We start from the raw sequence: 17,094 nt of genomic DNA, 5'->3' as shown, positions 1-17,094 counted from the left end.
ATTTAGTTTCTGACCAGTCCTATATTGGAGAATGGTCTGTTAAGGTTACCCTTTTTTGCTCTATTGTAATAAATTTAATCTTTTTCATATCACCTCTTGACATTTCTTAGCTGGACTTTATAGTAAAAGCTGAATACTCTATTATCACTGACAATATGTTAAAAAGAACTGGTCATACATAGTTCCATGTGCAAGCCACAAAATAATCAAAAGCATAATTGTATTATATGTGGTTTCCCTGTAATTTGTCTCAATTTTTTTTGTATAAAAAATCATATAGGCCGGTATTATCAACGGAATATAGTACCTTGCCTGCACTCCCAAGATGTGCATATTGCCAACCGGCGTAAAAACAATATAAAGAGCCGACCACACAAGCCCCAAAGTTCCTACAACAATCAAGGTCATAATTACTTTAAATCTAACTATATTCTTTTTTGAAGCAGGAAATACTGGTTTTTTTTCTGTCAAAGCAATTCCTAAGCATAAAAGGCTTACCGCTCCCTCAAAAGGATGTGTTCCTGCGTAAGGAATCGTAGATAGCGCAGAAGCATTAAAAATATATCCATTTAACGAGCTAATAACATCTGTAATAAAAATTTGAATATATGAAAATGGCTGACTTAATACAAGGCCCATCTGCTGAGCCACATCTGTAGCACCTCCTCGTGAGTCTGCTTCAACACCGCCACTTGCAGCTGGAATTAACAAAGTCATAATCATAATCATACAAACAACTATTAAAAACGTTTTACACAAAATCATGTGTCTTTTAGTTTTAAATTTCTTTTCTGGTAAAGCAATCAACGATGCAAGAAGAGGAATATAGACAGGTTTTGGGCAGCTGCCAATAATAAATAAAATTGCTATAAATACTGTTTTTTTCCACGAAAATATCCTTTCTTCCTGAAAATATTCAGCAATAACCATTGCCATTCCTAAGACCAAAAAACCAATAACAACTATATCATAAGTATAACTCGTTGATTGAATCATAAGTGTAGGCATAAGCGATACTGATGTAAGAAATTTTTTCCCTACTGGAATAATTTTTATCGCCCAGTATATTAGCAGTGTATACAAAAGCAGATTTGCAATTTTACCCGCTATAAACTGTGCATAAAAAGGAAGTCCTAAATATTTTACTACTTTTATAGCTAAAGCCATATGCAACTCGCCTACTGCATTTAATGTATATGCGTCTCTTTCATATGTTTCTACAGCCCCGTTATGATGAGAATTCAAATACTGAATTTGCATAGCCTTCTCTTCTTTTGATAAAAATGGAGCTCTATTCTCTTGTTCCGGGTAATAATATAAATAAGCTTCAGACTCTGTTCTATCGGCAGTGCCATTTTCAAACCAATCAAAAGCTTTAGCAAAATGTATATGTTCATCCCAAGTTGTACATTCAGGCGGCTGGATAGCAATAAAAAGCATCCCACAACATAAAGATAACAATAGAAATCCCTTTTCTATATGTGCAGCTATGATTTTTCTAAAGCAGAAAATGGATAATACAATAAAAATAAAAACGCCAATATAAGCCACACGATACCAATTCCAGTCCCAACTGTTATCTACTACTATATTACTTATTTCCACATTCTCAGGTACTTCAATAAAAATTTCTGTGACATAATCTTTTAAATTAATTACTGTTTCGTTGAGATTCTTCCGACTAAAGTCCTGAATTTCGGCAGTGATAGGCGCATTATACACATCCTTGGTATGAATCGTGATATATGCTGTAAAATCTTCGTCTGTGCTATAAGCATAACACAGCTTATTGATAAATCTCTCGTCTATTGTAATATGAATCTGTTTTAGTACCGTTAAATCTTCCGAAGCACTATTTACATTCTTTTCTGCCTCTGCATCATCTACTTTCTCTCCTTCTACTGTTTGTGTTATCTGCATATGGGTGCTGTCTATTTCTTCCGTTCCAATCTCATTTCCACCTTTTAGGGCCCGTCTGCAGATATTTAATTCATATAGTCCTTCTCCCACAATTCCTGCTAAAAAGCCAATTAATAGCAAAACCACTAGTAAAATCAAACCATTAAATCGCTTTTGCTCTTTCTTTTTTAATTTCATTGCCTATTCCTTCCCCTTTTCTTGGCGTTCCAGTATTTCGTTCATCAGAGCTATTTCCTGAGTCAATTTTTTTATTTTGTTTGACATTTTCGAAACTGTGGCCGATAACGAAAAAATAATGGGCAGTGTAAAACAAAATCCGGCAAAAAACAGCATATTAACAGGCTGGCTTATCCCCAGAAAGTGCGCCAGCCATTGGCTGATCTGAGGAAAACCGGCAAATATAATAATCCCCAATCCTAAGAGCAGCCACAAAAGGCTGTATTTAAGCTCTATTCCTTTTGTCCTGATTTTATTAACTATATAGACTATTGCAATAAGCATCGCAAGAATTATTAGAATCTGAATTTTTATATTCATTTTTTTCCTCCCCTGATCTTTTCAAACAAAATAGCAAGGGTTACTTTAATCATATAATATACTGATTTCTTCATGGAAATGGAAGAAACTCCACCTAACCTTTTTCTCATAATTACAGGAATTTCTTTTACCTTGCAGCCCTGACATAATATTGTAACTACACTTTCCGGTTCAGGATAGTCCTTGGGATAATTATAGGCAAATTCTTTCATAACCTTTCTATTCACCATTCGGAGACCAGACGTAGGGTCTGTAATTCTAGTGCCTGTGAGCAGCTTTATGAGCCCACTGAAATATCGTATTCCCACTCTGCGCATCCCCGATGATTGGAATCCTCTTTTTTCAATAAATCTTGAACCGATAACCATGTCCAACTTTTCTCTTTCCATGCATTCCGCCATACTATTCAAAAAAGCTGGATCATGCTGGCCATCACCGTCTACCTGGACAGCCAGATCATAGCCGTTTCTCCATCCATATAAATACCCTGTCTGAACAGCTCCGCCGATTCCAAGGTTTACTGTTAAGTGTACTGTATTAAAATGATTTTTTCTGCATATTTCTCCCGTGTTATCGGTTGAACAGTCATTAATAATGATATAATCAAAATCCGGTGCATACTTTTCTATTTCACGAACTGTATATTCAATACAGGCGCTCTCATTGTATGCAGGAATGATAATCAGTTTTTTCATTCTTTTCTACCTTTCTCTGGCAAGTCCATGTACTTTTTGAGCTGTCTTATCCCATGTAAACATAATATTTACCCTTTTTTTCGCCTTCTCTGCAGCCTGTATTCTTTTATCAGGATATTGCAAAGAAGCATCTATGGCTTCCTGGATACTTTGGACCTCTGTATTTTTCAAAATAGTCCCATAAGATTCATCCTGGATCAGCTCCCGGGAACCACCCCTGTCAGTAGTGATCACATAACAGCCCGCCGCTGCCGCCTCCAAAACAGCGGTAGGAAATCCTTCCGGATAGTCAGTAGGAAGACAATATACATCTGCCTGCCCCAGAAGTGAAGCAATCTCTTCAAAATCCAGCCTGCCAAGAGGTATGATAGCATCATCTGCAGCTGTCTGAACTTTTTCCATTTCTTCACCATCACCAGCAATAAACAGACATATTTTCCATTTTTTACGCAGTTCCTGCACAGCCTCAATTAATTTAAAAATACCTTTTTCTTTAATCAGGCGCCCAGTATATACAATTACTGCAGTATCCTGAGAAACATCAAATTCTTTTCTAAAATTTCTTTTAGGCTCCTCAGCAATATTTTGGATGCTAACCGCATCTACCGCATTATATAAAACCCCTTTCGCTTTTATATGGAAATGTCCCAGCCATTTGCAGCATGCCCTGGACACACCATAGTAGTCCTTACACAAAAGCTTGTCTCCAGTGGTAATAACATGCTCTACAAAAGCAAATAGCGTATCAGGCATCTTTTTCCCTATAGTCATATGACTGGTTCCATGATCAAGAATTATGCCTTTTATGTTATTCCTTTTGGCAAACCATCCACCAAGCAACGTATGAGGATAAAACCTGGCATTGATCAAAACCAGATCAAAATCTCTGTCAGATAACTTTTTATAAAGTGCAAAAAATTCCCTGTTAAACTTTGTCACAGGGTACCGGCCATCCATCAGATTATAGCACGGCAGCCGCAGAACCTCTATCCCATCCATGATCTCATAATTTTTTTCTTTTACATCATTGCAGGTAACAATCATTACCTCATCTCCCAGCCTGATCAAAGCTTTGGATAAATTATATGTGTATCTTTCTATTCCTCCAAGATACGGAAAATAATGGGAAGCAAATATACATATTTTACTCATATTTTTCCTCACGTTTTTTTCTGTCCTTTACCAGATAAAACACAAAAAAGAGAATAAACATCAGCGACATAAATCCTATAGATACTGTATAGCTGACCGTAGCTCCCATAATTTCATATTTTCTGGTGAGATAGGGCGTAATAATATAAGTAAGTACAACTGTAAGTCCACAACAGATAAATGTGCTGTATTGATGGCGCATAATGATAATTCCATACTGATAAAGCTGATACATTGCAGTAAATCCTCCGCTGACTAAAATCAGGCACAATGCCCCCTTATACTCAGCAAGATCCACTCCAAATAAAAAGCTTAAGCTAGGTACCCCAACAAGATAAGCGCCTATAATACATATTGTGGTGGCAGCTGCGATAACCAGCATCTGCCGAAGAATCAGCTTTAAAAATCCAGAAATGTCCTGTTTGACATATTTCTCTGCCAGAACGGAAATGATGGGTTTTAACACGAAAGAAGCGAACATATTAACCACAAATGCCATCATATATAGTACTGTAAAAATACCAAGGACCTCGGAACTATAATACTTTTCCAACGCGTATTTTGGTGCATTTATGATATATGCATTTAAAAATGCATTCACAAACAGCGGAAATCCTTCTATCAAAAGGGCCCCCTGGGTTTTCCAGGAAGTTTTGAAAGATATTCCGCCAAATTCTCCTATGATCTGACTGTCTAAATAAAGAATCATAACGAGATATACAGTTGCAAGGGCAGTCAGTCCCCAGAACACACTTCCCGTGATAAATAAGGTCACTAAAAATACGCCCAAATACGTCAGTGTCTTTATAACGACTCCTTTACAGGAAATATCATAGCGTCCTTTTTGCTGATACCGGCCTTCCAGTACATCTGATATGGCTTCTACTGCTCTAAATATAACAGCTGCCATAATAGCCGCCATCTTTACCACATTGTAGTTTCCCAAAGTTATCCAGAAAACGCCTGCTATCAACATGGCAGACACTGTAATTACCCTAAGCATGCAGTAGTCACTGAATTTATATTTTTCCGTAACATCTGAGACCTGAAAGGTTCTGATATTATAAAATCCAATGGTTACAAGCTGATTTCCCACAGCCAATGCCAAAGATAAAATCCCAGCCTGTCCTACTCCTATATATTTCGATGTTGTCATCTGCATGATAAACGAACTTCCAGCATATATTATTCCAGCTAAAACCGTCCAGATATAAGTCTGCTTCATACTGTGCTCAGATGACATAAAGAATTTTTTTATCATAAATCAGCAAATACCTCTCCAAAATCCAGCTCTTCCGGCGCATGATTATGTCTCTGATCCTCCGGAGGCAGTTCCATATAATCTTTCCCATATCTTCTTTCCAGGTATTTCTCTACATGACATGGAAATCTCAACTGAATATCTTCAAATTTTCTTTTAACTGTAGGGAAAATATCCTCTTTATTGATCACACTGGTATATGGCGTAGGATCAAAAAGATAAGCCACCCTTTTAGTATGTACTTTTCTGTACCGCATTGCGGCTTTTAACGCTCTTTTATAAAAAAGCCCCGTAGGGATATGCAGAGTTTTCAATACCCCATGTGCCAGTCCAGAGACCAGCAACGTAAGTTTCGCCTTCCATCCGGCTACATATATAGTAGGTGCCCCTACCTGCCGCAGCACCATAAGTTTTCCCCATGTCCAGGCGCTTATGGCTTGTTTTCTCAGAGCCTTTGTATCATCAGCTACATTATCAAAGCAAAATACATCTATAGCAATCCCTATATCCAGCCCTAATTTCTGCATCTCTTCATTTTTAAACACTGTTCCCGTGCGATACCATTTTGTAAGAATAACAGGGAAGTCCGAATTCGTATCAGCATTGACTATTCCATATCGATTTCCATATTCTGTCTCCGCGACTTCCAAAAAGCGCTCATAATCATCTCTTGTCATTCCTATATCGATATCATCATCCCAAGGTATAAATCCTTCATGTCTCACACCGCCAAGTGCAGTGCCGCCACATACAAAATAGTCAATAGAATATTTGTCACATAATGCATCAAAATCTTTTAATATTTCTATTTCTGCTTTCTGCAATTTCTTTAGTACATCAGGATCATATTCTCTATATAACATCTTTAACCCTCTTTTGGTCCCTTTCACATTTCTTTATAATGCTCATACTGTTCAGAATACCATATTTTTTCTTGTTTTTCCAGCCCTTTTCAATTCACGTCCCCGTCAAGACTTTATTCAGCACATCCGCCAGCGGCTCCATGGCATTCATCTCTTCCTCCACTGTATTTGTCTGAGCGCCGCATTCTACCAGCAGGGTCTTAGGCCGCAGATGGAGATTGTACCGATATCCTCTAAGATAAATGGTCCGGGCAAAATCCGGGTAATACTTTTCGCAGGCCAGCATCATCTGAAGAGAAAAAGCCAGATTATCCTGGATATAAGGGTTCGGAAGATAAGTAATCTCTCCATTTTGCTTTGTTCTGCTCAGACCGTTAAAGAACATGACCTTTGCAGTCTGCTTTCCATCTACCTCTGTTACCAGCCTCTGATTGTCTGCCACTCCGTCCCGGTGAAGGTCAATGACCACTTCTATGCTGGGATTTTCCTCCAGGACCTGGCTTATCCGTTCCTGGGCATAATTATAGGCCTGGTTTCTGTCCAGCTTTCCATCTACAATATCAAAAGTATCTGTCACATGTATCACGTTATATCCATAAGTTTCTTTCAGGATTTTGGTAAGATAGGCTCCCACCCCTACAATGGTAGTATTAGTATCCCCTGGTACAGAATCAATAAACTCTTCCTGAGAATGGGTATGATAGATCAGGATCTGAGGCTGGTCATTGCCTGTCTTCATCCGCAGGTCCATCTGTACCAGCTCCGGCGCATTCAGCTGTTCAGCCGTAATGCTTGTAGTGCTGTCCACTGTATAAAAATTGCTGAGTACGAAATTAAAATCCTGAAACTGTTCCAGGGAAATATCTGTTACAGGGGCTCTTTCCTGAGAAGCCGCCGTGCTCCTGGTCTCTTCTTCCACCGGTTCTTCCTGGGTGCTGTCCTCCCCTCCGGTAATTTCCAATCCGGAAGAATCCGGTCCTGCCTCCTGATTTTCTTCTGTAAGCCTGGCCTCCAGAAATTCCTGATTTTCTTCCATGATCCTGGCGCTGGTGGTTACATCCTCCCTGGAAATCTCCTTACTGTCGTAAGAACTGTTCAGCACTGGAATCTGCTCCTTTGCTTTTTCCATGGCCCAGGATATCCGATTATCACCCTCCCTGTTCTCGCCGGTCACACCAGGCAAATAGGTCTCAACTGCCTGCTGCTGTACATTCAGCATGATTTTTTCTACAGTTCCCTTATCCAGAGAAAGTCCTTTTATTACAATGTATACGGCCAAAGCCAGCATTCCTATCCACATCACCGCTGAAACGGTTTTTCCGGCTTCTTTTCTTTTCACCCAATCACCTCATATCTATATATGAGACAATCCTTTTCAATTATGCCTTTTCCGCGGTAAAGGTCATATTCAATCCTTCTGAAATTGTATATGCCAGACGTTTGATCGTATCATCCACATCCTTAGGTGTCACAAACATACTGTGAAGAGAAGGTGCGATCATTTCCTCCAGAAATTCTTTTTTCTCAGCCTCTTCCAGAGCATCCAAAAGATGGGACATGGCGTCGTGGACAATGGTAGCTCCATCTACCACTGTAGGCACGCCGATACCGATCACTCTGACTCCCAATGTTTCCCTATTCAGTCCGGTTCTGTGATTTCCCACACCGGAACCTGGATTAATGCCGGTATCTGTAATCTGTATAGTCCTGTTCAGTCTTCGAAGACTTCTGGCTGCCAGGGCATCAATGGCGACGATAATATCCGGTCTGGTCTCCTCGATCACACCTCTGATAATTTCCATGGTCTCCATTCCGGTCTGGGCCATAACTCCTGGAGCCAGGCCGCTTACGCTGTGGACATGTTCCTCTCCCATACCCTGAGCTCCATACTCGTTAATAATATGCCTTGTAATACGGAGGTTCGCCACTACATCCGGCCCCAGAGCATCCGGCGTGATATCCCGGTTTCCCAGGCCTACCACCAGCACTTTCATATCTTCCTTCTTGGGAAGCAATGCCTTTAGATGCCTGGAAAGTTCCCGGGAAATCTCCCTGTGATAATCTTCGTCAGGCACAGACATATTAGGAGCCTCCAAAGTAATATAAACTCCCTGGGGACGTCCCATAGATTTGGCTCCGTTTTCTGTTTTAATCTTTACGACAGTTGTCCGAATGTCTTTTTCCTCATCATAATCTTCCTGGATTTCCACTCCTCTGATTTCCACATTGTCCTCTTCAAATTTCTCCTTTGTTTCCAGTGCCAGGTCTGTATGAATTCTTCCCATTGCCATGCTCAGTACCCTTTCTATACCTGTTTTTTCATATTTTTTGCATTTTGAAAGATTTTATGTATTGACAATTCTCCCTGAATACACTAGAATAAAAAAGCATGTGATATCGGAGTGTTCCGTGTCTTCTCCGATATGAAATAGAGAAATAGTAAATAATAATTTGAATGATCACATTTGGAGGTGTACACTTTGGCTAACATTAAATCTGCAAAGAAAAGAATCTTAGTAAACAGAACAAAGGCTGAGAGAAATAAATCCATCAGATCAGCAGTAAAAACTTCTATCAAAAAAGTAGAGGCTGCTGTTGCTGCAAAGGATAAGGAAGCTGCTGCTGCTGCATTAAAAGTTGCAATTTCTACAATTGATAAAGCAGCTACAAAAGGCGTTTATCACAAAAACAATGCCGCAAGAAAAGTTTCCCGCTTAGCAAAAGCTGTAAACACACTTGCATAATTTATAGACATATAATGAATACAAAGCCTTCTGGCTGCCCGTCATCGGCCAGAAGGCTTTTTTCGTTCTTTTTAACTGCTGAATTTTATCAGGAGCAGCTCCACACTGAGGATGTCCGTAATCCGCCCGGTCTTCACCTTTTCTTCTGTATCCACACATTCCTGTACAATAGCTTCCAGCTCTTCTGCTCTGTATTTTCTTCCATAAGTGCTATAATTCCGTACCACAAAAGGCTGAAGCCCTGTCCTCTTGGCGATTCTGGCCTGATCATATCCTTCCTTTTCCAGTTCTTTTACCTGCCATATCATGTTAAACTGTCTGGCCAGAAGAAAAAGAATACGCATAGGCGGCTCTTTCAGTGCCAGAAGATCGTAGTAAAGATCCAAAGCCTTTTTCTGGCGTTTCTCTGTAACAGCCCGGAGCATATCGAAGATATGATTGGAAATCTGACTGCTGCACACAGCCTGGATATCTTCCCTGGAAATAACTTCTTTCCCCATAGTATAGCTTAAAAGCTTCTCCAGTTCATTTTCAATATTCCCCATATCTGTTCCTGTCATCTGCAGAAAAAGTTCCATGTCTCTCTGAGTAATCTTTTTTCCTTCCCTTTTCAAAATTCCCAGTATCCATTTTATAAGAGTCCCTGAGTCCTGCTGCCCAAATTCCACAATTCTTCCATATTTTTTGACAGCTTTATACATACGGCTCCGCTTATCCACCTGATCTTCTACGAAAACCATACATAGGTATTCCGGCAGTTGAGCAAGATATTCGGGCAGTTCCTGGCACTGGTTCTTAAAAAAACCTGTATCCTCCAGGAAAATCACTCTTCGGTCAGCAAAAAAAGGCATGGTCTCCGCCAGATCTATGACTTCTCTGGGTTCCGTCTTTTTCCCCTGGAAGGCAGAAAAGTTCATCGTATCTCCCTCTGGTACCAGAGCCTTCTCCAGTCTGCTCTTATATTGCTGTAAAAGATACTTTTCCTCTCCGTAAAGGAGATATACCTTTTTAAAATCCTGATTCTGAATATCTTCCTGTAAATTTTTCATTCTTCTCTCCCTTTCAGGTTTTTCCTGTCCTATTCTAACACGGATTCCTAATACTGAAAAGACACCTGTATTTTTTCTTTCTTCCATACTGCAGATATGGCGCCCTTGTTTTTCGTCTCAAAAACAAAAATACCTTTCTTTTTCAGCCGCTCCATCAGCTCCTGATGGGGATGACCATAAAGATTATTCCTGCCGCAGGAAATCACAGCCGCCTGAGGGGAAATTATGTCCAAAAACTCTTCAGAAGTAGAGTTTTTGGAGCCGTGGTGGGCTACTTTTAGAATATCGCACTGAATGTTAGTTTCCCTGCACAGGGCCAGTAATTCTTCTTCCCCTCTGCCTTCCACATCTCCTGTAAACAACAGGGAAAACTCTTCCATCTCTGCCCAAATCACCTGTGACCCTTCATTACTCTCCATATTCTCATTCTTCGGTGACAGACAGGTCATCTCCAGCTTTCCGTCTCTTATCCTGTCTCCCCTTCCAATATATAGGACCTCACAGCCGGCTTTTTCTCCTGATTCTTTTATTCTCTGCTGCATTTCCTCTGTTTCCCTGGACCTTGACAGAAAAATCCTCTGTATTTTTAATCCTGTCTCTCTTTTGGCCGTCATCTCCAGCAGCTCCAGAATTCCGTTAATATGATCTTCATCCATATGGGAGAGAAAAATCCCGTCTACCTTTCGAATTCCCTGTTCTTTCAGAAAAGGCAGGATTCTGTACTGCCCTGCTTTGGAAACCGAGCTGCTCCCTCCGTCAATCAGATAACAGCTTTCTCTTCCTTTTTGTATACAGGCGCAGTCTCCCTGTCCCACATCCAGGAAAGTAACTTTCAGTTCTCCCTCTGGAAACCTGATAAACAGAAGCACAATTCCCACTCCCAAAACTATAACCTGGACCATCTGAGTCCATTTCCCAGAAACCTTTCTATCAGTTCTTATTTTCTTTATCCACAAAGTCCCTGCCAGCATCCCATAATAGACTGCACACTGCCACAGTTCTGGTCTCCCGGTTATCCACAGAGAAGCCGGCAGCTCCTGTATGATTTCCCCGCCTCTCAGATACAGTTCCAGAAAGATGATTCCCGGCAGTGCGCCTGCCTTTCCCGGAAGAACTGCCGGAAGCAGTCCCAGAATACCGCCTGCCAGGCCGGAAACCAGAAGGATGCCTGTCGTAGGCAGTATCAGAAGGTTTACCAGAAATCCCCAGGTAGAAATCTCGTAGAAAAAATACATAGTAACAGGAAGAAGGACGCTCCACACAGAAAGACTGGAAAAAATCCCATTCTTCAATTCTCTCTGGATTTTCCCCCGGAGATTTTTTCTGTATTTTTTTCTCTCTGGAGGAAAAAGAACGGGATAGACCGCTGCCAGGCCGAAAACTGCCCCGAAAGACAGAAGAAAACTGCTGTCATACAGATAGAGAGGAGATTCTGCCAGGAGAAAGACAGCTGCCAGAGAAAGCGCAGAAAGAAAATCATAAGTCCTTTTTAAAACCATGGCTCCCACAGATACGCCAAACATCAAAACCGCCCGGACTGCAGCAGCCTGGCTGCCCGTAAGTTCTCCGTAAAAAATCATCGCTGCTGCTGAAATGAGGCCAGAGGCTTTTACAGGCAGTCGGCATTTCAGCAGTACTTTGTAAAACCCCCAGCCAATGACAGAAAGATGGGTTCCGGAAATGGCCAGTATATGAGAGATTCCCATGATCTGAAACAGCAGTTTATTCTCCTGTCCCAGATTTTCCTTTTCTCCCAGTATCATGGCTTCCATAATTCCTCCCTTTTCCTCCCCGAAAGCTTTCTGTATTCCTCCTCTCATTTTTTCCTTTACCCTTCCCTGAAAAGACAGCATCTGATTCTTGCCCCTTTGAAGGAGCTGCATCTCTTCTCCTTCCATATACCACTTTATATTCCTGGCATAGTAATAGGCACGTTCATTAAACTGCCCCGGATTTGCCCCTTCCGGAATTTCTTCCAGCTTTCCGTAAACAGCGATAAAATCCCCCTGTTCCGTCAGTCCAGAAAACGCTTTGTTATCCATAGTTAATTTTATTCGTTCTGTGGGATGTTGTTCTTCTTGAATAATAAGATTTGCTTTTTTTAGATATAGATTTGTAATGGTCTCATAGACATCTTTTTGATAAACAATACCTGTAGCAAGAATGTTTTCACCTTTTACCTGCCCTGCCAGCTTTGGCGGAGAGCAGGTAAAAAAGGGGATTCCTGCTCTCCCCAGAAGCCAGATCACTGCCGCCCAGATGAAAAGGGCAGTGCACAGAGGCCTTTTAACTCTCATCTTCTGACTCCAGATAACTATAGTCCGCCTGATAGATCTGGTCCAGTTTCATGCTCTCTCTGAAGGTTACCTTGGTATCCCCTTCTACAGAAATCTGTACTCCATGGATATTGCAGGCATCTGTAAGGGAATTGACGATTGAGTAAATCGGCAGTTCCTGTTGCACACTCATAGTTTCTGTGAGAAAACTCTTATCCAGGTTTACGTAGCAGATACCCTCTACAATAGAGACTCCCAGGATCTTTGTATTAGAAGAAAGAGTTGGCAGCATGTCGTCTGACTTTGGCCCTTCCAATAGTCTTTCTACAATCACCCTCTCCAGAGGTACATTACTGCTGTAATGGATTCTTCTGTTCTCCCTTACCAGACGATCTCCATTTTCGTTGGCAAAATACAGGTTCAAATCTGCAAAAACATAAGAATTGATATTTTTTCCTTCATTTTCTACAAAATCACCTCTCTCCATGAGGCCGATTTCATTGCCGTCTGAGTCTGTCATAGGACTTCCATTCTCCAGAAATTCCACATATGTGACTCCGGGAATCTGAGTAAATGCCAGGACCATTCCTGTCCTCACCAGGATTTCCCTGGCATTATTCATTTTTTTATACTCTTCATCAAAGTTCAGTGTCACTGTCTGCCCCTCAAAAGTATAATTTTTCATCAGCACATCCTCTGGGAGCAGTTTGAGATATTCTTCCGAATCAGAAGGCTGTGAAAACATCTGATAAATTTCATCTATCATAGTCTCTGCATTCTCTTCAGAAGGCTCATAGGGCACTGTCTCCAGCTTTGTCTCTGACAAAGCCAGGTAATACATGGAATATTCTGTGGTTTCTTCTTCTGCTGCACTTTCTCTGCACCCTCCTGCCGCCAAAAGACAGATCGCCAGAAAAACTGCCAGTATTCTTTTGATTTTTTTCAACCCAATACCCCCTATGCAATGTAGTTCAAAGGGATTCTTACGGAAAATGTAGTTCCCTGATGTTCCTCACTCTTCACCTTTATGGCGCCTCTATGCATTACAATAGCATTTCTGGTAATCGCCAGACCCAGACCGGTTCCGCCAATCTCTCTGGAGTGGGATTTGTCAACTCGATAGAATCTCTCGAATATTTTATCAATGGATTCCTCCGGAATCCCAATTCCTGAATCTGCTACTGTCACATAAAAATATTTATGATCCGCATTCAAAGTAACATGTACCCAGCCGTCTTCCACATTATATTTGATTCCATTTTCCACCAGGTTGGAAAATGCAAGGCTCAATTTCACTTCATCAATCTCTGCCACTACCGGGCGATAACTTTCCAGTACTAATTCCACCTTTTTTTTATCTGCAATAGGCTTCAGCCTTTTCAGGATATTCTCCAGCAATTCATTAATGCTTACCTTCTGAATATTCAGGTCTGCAGCCTTTTTATCCATCTTTACCAAAGCCAGAAGGTCTGTAATGATCTTATTTTCCCGATCAATCTCTACAGTAATATCCTGCATAAATTCTTTATAAAGCTCTACCGGCACATCTTCCTGGACAGCCAGGGAGTCCGCCAGAACCTTAATGGAAGTCATTGGTGTTTTCAGCTCATGGGACACATTAGCCACAAATTCCTGTCTGGAATCATCCAGAATTTTCATCCTCTTAAGGAGCTTATTAAACACATTTGTGATCATCTCCGTTTCTGTATAGTCTGTAACAGAAATTTCTTCATCCAGATAACCATCTGTCAGTTCTTCGATAGCTTTACTTACTCTTGAAAATGGCTTCACCAGAATCTTGGAAACCACAAAACTCAAAAAAATAACAAGCATGCTAATGATCAACATCAGAAGATTTCCTCTGTGGGCCAGGATTTCAATCGTGTCCTGAATCTCCGCAGTAGAAGCGCTGATCAGCATTACGCCGTCTATCTGACCGGATTCTTCATTTGTCAATGGAATGGTCTGCTCTATATAGATATTCTCTCTGTCGTAATAGCTGGTATTCACTCCCTCGAAGCACTGGATCACTTCCTCCGAAAAAGTATACTTTCCTTCATCAATATCATAAGTATCCTCTACGATCCTGCCGTTTCTGTTTATGATCAGAACTCTTGCACTGAAAACAGAAGAAAGCATAGATAGCTCACTGTCTATCACTGTTGACTTCTGCTGCAGGTATCCCTCCCGCATCAGCTGATTTCCCAGGATATCGCACTGATTCCTTACTGTAATCTGCCTCAGTTCTACTGCTCGGTCCTCGTAAGAGCCAATAATCATTCCTTCTACTATAAAACCGGGAATAATCCCTATAAGGATAATGATAATCATAATCCGGAATCTGAGGCTTTTAAAAAATGACAGCTTAGGTTTTATACGCATCTGCACAGTCCTCTTTTCTTTTTCATTCACGACTCGCTGGTTCCAGTTCCTTCCCTGGAAGCCAAAAGAAAATTGGAGCCCCACAGCAAATCTGCATCAGCAGTTTCCCATGGCAGCTCCCGGCTTCTATATCTCTAGCCCTGAAAATAATATCCGATTCCCCATTTTGTGTGAACATATTTGGGATCACTGGGCACAGTCTCAATCTTTTCTCTCAGGCGCCGAATATGTACATCCACTGTACGTACATCTCCCGGATACTCATATCCCCACACCAGATTCAGCAGATTTTCTCTGCTGTATACTTTATTGGGATTCTTTGCCAAAAGCTCCAGAAGATCGAACTCCTTAGCCGTCAGATTGATTTCCTTATCAGCTATAAATACTCTTCTCCCCTCCAAATCCAGCTTCAACTCTCCGCTGACCAGTACCTTCTCTGTATTCTCTTTCTTATCTTCCTTGCTTGCCCGGCGCATGATCGCCTTTATCCTTGCCTTTACTTCCAGAATATTGAAGGGTTTGGTAATATAGTCATCTGCGCCATATTCCAGTCCCAGAATCTTATCCATATCTTCTCCCTTGGCAGTGAGCATGATAATCGGAACACTGGAAAATTCTCTGATCTGCTGACACACTTCCAGACCCGTCATCTTTGGCAGCATAATATCCAGAAGGATCATATCATATTCCTTTGTTCTGGCTTTTTCCAAAGCTTCCTCTCCGTCATAGGCGCAGTCTACCTCCATGTCATCTTGTTCCAAGCTAAAACGGATTCCTTTTACAATTAATTTTTCATCATCAACAACCAACACTCTTCTGCTCATCTGCTATCTCCTATTCCACTGTTATATAAGGTTCTATTTTTTCAAAGGTTTTTCCTTTTATTCCTGAGACCTGCTGAATATCCTCAATGCTTCCAAAGCCTCCGGTCTCCTCTCTGTAAGCAATAATCGCCTGAGCCCGAGCTTCTCCTATACCCGGTATCTCCTGGAGCTCCTCTAAAGAGGCCTGATTAATGTTAATCTTTGCCTCCTCTGCTTTCTCAGCATTTTCTTTTTCCTGTTCCGATGAAATCCCTTGTTCCTTTAATGTCTGGGTTTCCTCCTTCGTGTAAACAAAAATTTTCTCTCCGTCAGATATTTCAGCTGCCTGATTCAGCCACTGAGGATCTGCATCCTCTGAGAATCCTCCTGCTGCCTCTATGGCCTGAAAAATCCTGGCGTCATTTTCCAGCTTATAGACTCCCGGATTTTTTACAGCTCCGCTGACATCTACCCAGATAGCAGAAGTTTCCTCCTGGATATCTTCTGCTTCCTGAGATTCTCCGCTGTTTTTTTCTTCTTTCAGAGTTGTTTCTTCCTGCTGCCCAATGAGGATTTCCTCCTCTTTGTTATCGCAGGATTCAAAAATAACTGCTATCCAGAAAATAGTCAGCAGCAACATGCTTTTCTTTCTGTTCATCATACACACCTCCCTGTTCCAGTCAGACAGAAACAGTCCAGTATGTACAACTGTATTTATTGTAACGAATTTATAGACTCTTTACAATATCTATTTTCCAAGTTCTTTTAAAATCCCTTACAATTTTAGACATAATCCTCTATGTATTCGGCCTGCTGAAATTTCATTTTGGAAATAAATGGCTGAAACGCCTGAAAATATAATCTGAAATGTAAGTTTAGTATAGCATTCCCTCTGAAAAATCGCAATACAAAAAACAGCCCTCTGCGAGAGCTGCTTTTTGTACACTATTCCCATTTAAAGATTACAATTCCCACAATGGCCACAGCCATTCCCAGAACCTTTCTCCATTCAAAAGCCCCTTTCTCCACGCCGAACAGTCCCAGGAGCTCAATAATATAAGCCACCACCAGCTGTGCCACTACGATGAGCATAGCTGATCTGGCCGGTCCAAGAGCGGACATGCTCTGGATTACAGTCACAGTGATAAAGGCGCCTATTACGCCTCCCAAAAGCAGGTATTTGGGATTTACTGAAGCCAGTTCTCCAATTCTTTCTCTGCCTGTAAAAACCCATGCGCCGATACAGACCAGGAGTGCAGAAAACTGTACCCACCCTGTAGACACCCACAGACTGGTCTGCTTGGTCACTGCCGTATTAAACACTCCCTGTATACTCATCAAAGCCCCGGATACAACAGCGATTAAAATTCCCCACATATATTATTCCTCCTTATGTTCAAAATACCGCCGGG

16 protein-coding genes are annotated in these 17,094 nt (G+C 41.2%); 1 reads left to right on the top strand and 15 read right to left on the bottom strand.

Going from position 1 to position 17,094, the window contains the following annotated elements; genetic code table 11:
- Window positions 1-144: 144 nt before the first annotated feature.
- The 8 genes from B5G00_RS16550 to gpr all read right to left on the bottom strand — a co-directional run bounded on the left by B5G00_RS16550 (window position 145) and on the right by gpr (window position 8,719).
- On the bottom strand, window positions 145-2,097 hold the full coding sequence (locus tag B5G00_RS16550) for a DUF2142 domain-containing protein (RefSeq protein ID WP_087274759.1): 1,953 nt from the start codon (window positions 2,095-2,097) through the stop codon (window positions 145-147).
- 3 nt (window positions 2,098-2,100) lie between these two features.
- Window positions 2,101-2,457, bottom strand: a complete 357-nt coding sequence (locus B5G00_RS16545; protein WP_087274758.1) for a DUF2304 domain-containing protein — start codon at window positions 2,455-2,457, stop codon at window positions 2,101-2,103.
- Entirely contained in the window at window positions 2,454-3,152 is a 699-nt protein-coding gene (locus B5G00_RS16540) for a glycosyltransferase family 2 protein (RefSeq protein ID WP_087274756.1), read from the bottom strand. The genes B5G00_RS16545 and B5G00_RS16540 overlap by 4 nt, the downstream gene beginning before the upstream one ends.
- A gap of 6 nt (window positions 3,153-3,158) precedes the next feature.
- On the bottom strand, window positions 3,159-4,304 hold the full coding sequence (locus tag B5G00_RS16535) for a glycosyltransferase family 4 protein (RefSeq protein ID WP_087274754.1): 1,146 nt from the start codon (window positions 4,302-4,304) through the stop codon (window positions 3,159-3,161).
- Complete coding sequence (locus tag B5G00_RS16530; protein ID WP_162613520.1) at window positions 4,297-5,466, bottom strand: lipopolysaccharide biosynthesis protein; 1,170 nt, start codon at window positions 5,464-5,466, stop codon at window positions 4,297-4,299. Before B5G00_RS16530 ends, B5G00_RS16535 begins: the two co-directional genes overlap by 8 nt.
- Before the next feature lie 95 nt (window positions 5,467-5,561).
- Window positions 5,562-6,428, bottom strand: coding sequence for a LicD family protein (locus tag B5G00_RS16525; protein WP_087274750.1), 867 nt, complete (start codon window positions 6,426-6,428; stop codon window positions 5,562-5,564).
- 94 nt (window positions 6,429-6,522) lie between these two features.
- A complete protein-coding gene (gene spoIIP, locus B5G00_RS16520) occupies window positions 6,523-7,767 on the bottom strand; it encodes a stage II sporulation protein P (protein WP_087274746.1) in 1,245 nt (414 codons plus the stop codon).
- 40 nt (window positions 7,768-7,807) lie between these two features.
- Complete coding sequence (gpr, locus tag B5G00_RS16515; RefSeq protein WP_087274744.1) at window positions 7,808-8,719, bottom strand: GPR endopeptidase; 912 nt, start codon at window positions 8,717-8,719, stop codon at window positions 7,808-7,810.
- 189 nt (window positions 8,720-8,908) lie between these two features.
- Between gpr and rpsT the strand changes: the two genes are divergently transcribed.
- On the top strand, window positions 8,909-9,172 hold the full coding sequence (rpsT, locus tag B5G00_RS16510) for a 30S ribosomal protein S20 (protein ID WP_158229608.1): 264 nt from the start codon (window positions 8,909-8,911) through the stop codon (window positions 9,170-9,172).
- Between the two features lie 71 nt (window positions 9,173-9,243).
- Here the strand turns inward: rpsT and holA are convergent, their stop codons facing one another.
- The 7 genes from holA to B5G00_RS16475 all read right to left on the bottom strand — a co-directional run bounded on the left by holA (window position 9,244) and on the right by B5G00_RS16475 (window position 17,059).
- On the bottom strand, window positions 9,244-10,221 hold the full coding sequence (gene holA / locus B5G00_RS16505; RefSeq protein ID WP_087274765.1) for a DNA polymerase III subunit delta: 978 nt from the start codon (window positions 10,219-10,221) through the stop codon (window positions 9,244-9,246).
- Window positions 10,222-10,268: 47 nt separating this feature from the next.
- Window positions 10,269-12,518, bottom strand: a complete 2,250-nt coding sequence (locus B5G00_RS16500; protein WP_087274740.1) for a DNA internalization-related competence protein ComEC/Rec2 — start codon at window positions 12,516-12,518, stop codon at window positions 10,269-10,271.
- Complete coding sequence (locus B5G00_RS16495) at window positions 12,508-13,443, bottom strand: GerMN domain-containing protein (protein ID WP_242971400.1); 936 nt, start codon at window positions 13,441-13,443, stop codon at window positions 12,508-12,510. Before B5G00_RS16495 ends, B5G00_RS16500 begins: the two co-directional genes overlap by 11 nt.
- Window positions 13,444-13,454: 11 nt before the next feature.
- Complete coding sequence (locus B5G00_RS16490; RefSeq protein ID WP_087274738.1) at window positions 13,455-14,879, bottom strand: sensor histidine kinase; 1,425 nt, start codon at window positions 14,877-14,879, stop codon at window positions 13,455-13,457.
- Between the two features lie 134 nt (window positions 14,880-15,013).
- Window positions 15,014-15,703: a response regulator transcription factor gene (locus tag B5G00_RS16485; RefSeq protein WP_087274736.1), complete on the bottom strand. Its 690-nt coding sequence runs from the start codon at window positions 15,701-15,703 to the stop codon at window positions 15,014-15,016.
- A 10-nt stretch (window positions 15,704-15,713) separates the two neighbouring features.
- Window positions 15,714-16,343, bottom strand: coding sequence for a helix-hairpin-helix domain-containing protein (locus B5G00_RS16480; RefSeq protein WP_087274734.1), 630 nt, complete (start codon window positions 16,341-16,343; stop codon window positions 15,714-15,716).
- Window positions 16,344-16,627: 284 nt separating this feature from the next.
- A complete protein-coding gene (locus B5G00_RS16475) occupies window positions 16,628-17,059 on the bottom strand; it encodes a DMT family transporter (protein ID WP_087274732.1) in 432 nt (143 codons plus the stop codon).
- Window positions 17,060-17,094: the final 35 nt, after the last annotated feature.

It is taken from the genome of Blautia sp. An46, from assembly GCF_002161645.1.
Lineage (GTDB): Bacteria > Bacillota > Clostridia > Lachnospirales > Lachnospiraceae > Blautia > Blautia ornithocaccae.
This window is presented reverse-complemented; position numbering and strand designations above follow the sequence as displayed.

Coding starts and splice junctions, on each gene's coding strand:
- B5G00_RS16550 (WP_087274759.1), bottom strand. CDS start 2,097: ATGAAATTAAAAAAGAAAGAGCAAAAGCGATTTAATGGTTTGATTTTA.
- B5G00_RS16545 (WP_087274758.1), bottom strand. CDS start 2,457: ATGAATATAAAAATTCAGATTCTAATAATTCTTGCGATGCTTATTGCA.
- B5G00_RS16540 (WP_087274756.1), bottom strand. CDS start 3,152: ATGAAAAAACTGATTATCATTCCTGCATACAATGAGAGCGCCTGTATT.
- B5G00_RS16535 (WP_087274754.1), bottom strand. CDS start 4,304: ATGAGTAAAATATGTATATTTGCTTCCCATTATTTTCCGTATCTTGGA.
- B5G00_RS16530 (WP_162613520.1), bottom strand. CDS start 5,466: ATGCAGATGACAACATCGAAATATATAGGAGTAGGACAGGCTGGGATT.
- B5G00_RS16525 (WP_087274750.1), bottom strand. CDS start 6,428: ATGTTATATAGAGAATATGATCCTGATGTACTAAAGAAATTGCAGAAA.
- gpr (WP_087274744.1), bottom strand. CDS start 8,719: ATGGCAATGGGAAGAATTCATACAGACCTGGCACTGGAAACAAAGGAG.
- holA (WP_087274765.1), bottom strand. CDS start 10,221: ATGAAAAATTTACAGGAAGATATTCAGAATCAGGATTTTAAAAAGGTA.
- B5G00_RS16500 (WP_087274740.1), bottom strand. CDS start 12,518: ATGAGAGTTAAAAGGCCTCTGTGCACTGCCCTTTTCATCTGGGCGGCA.
- B5G00_RS16490 (WP_087274738.1), bottom strand. CDS start 14,879: ATGCGTATAAAACCTAAGCTGTCATTTTTTAAAAGCCTCAGATTCCGG.
- B5G00_RS16485 (WP_087274736.1), bottom strand. CDS start 15,703: ATGAGCAGAAGAGTGTTGGTTGTTGATGATGAAAAATTAATTGTAAAA.
- B5G00_RS16480 (WP_087274734.1), bottom strand. CDS start 16,343: ATGATGAACAGAAAGAAAAGCATGTTGCTGCTGACTATTTTCTGGATA.
- B5G00_RS16475 (WP_087274732.1), bottom strand. CDS start 17,059: ATGTGGGGAATTTTAATCGCTGTTGTATCCGGGGCTTTGATGAGTATA.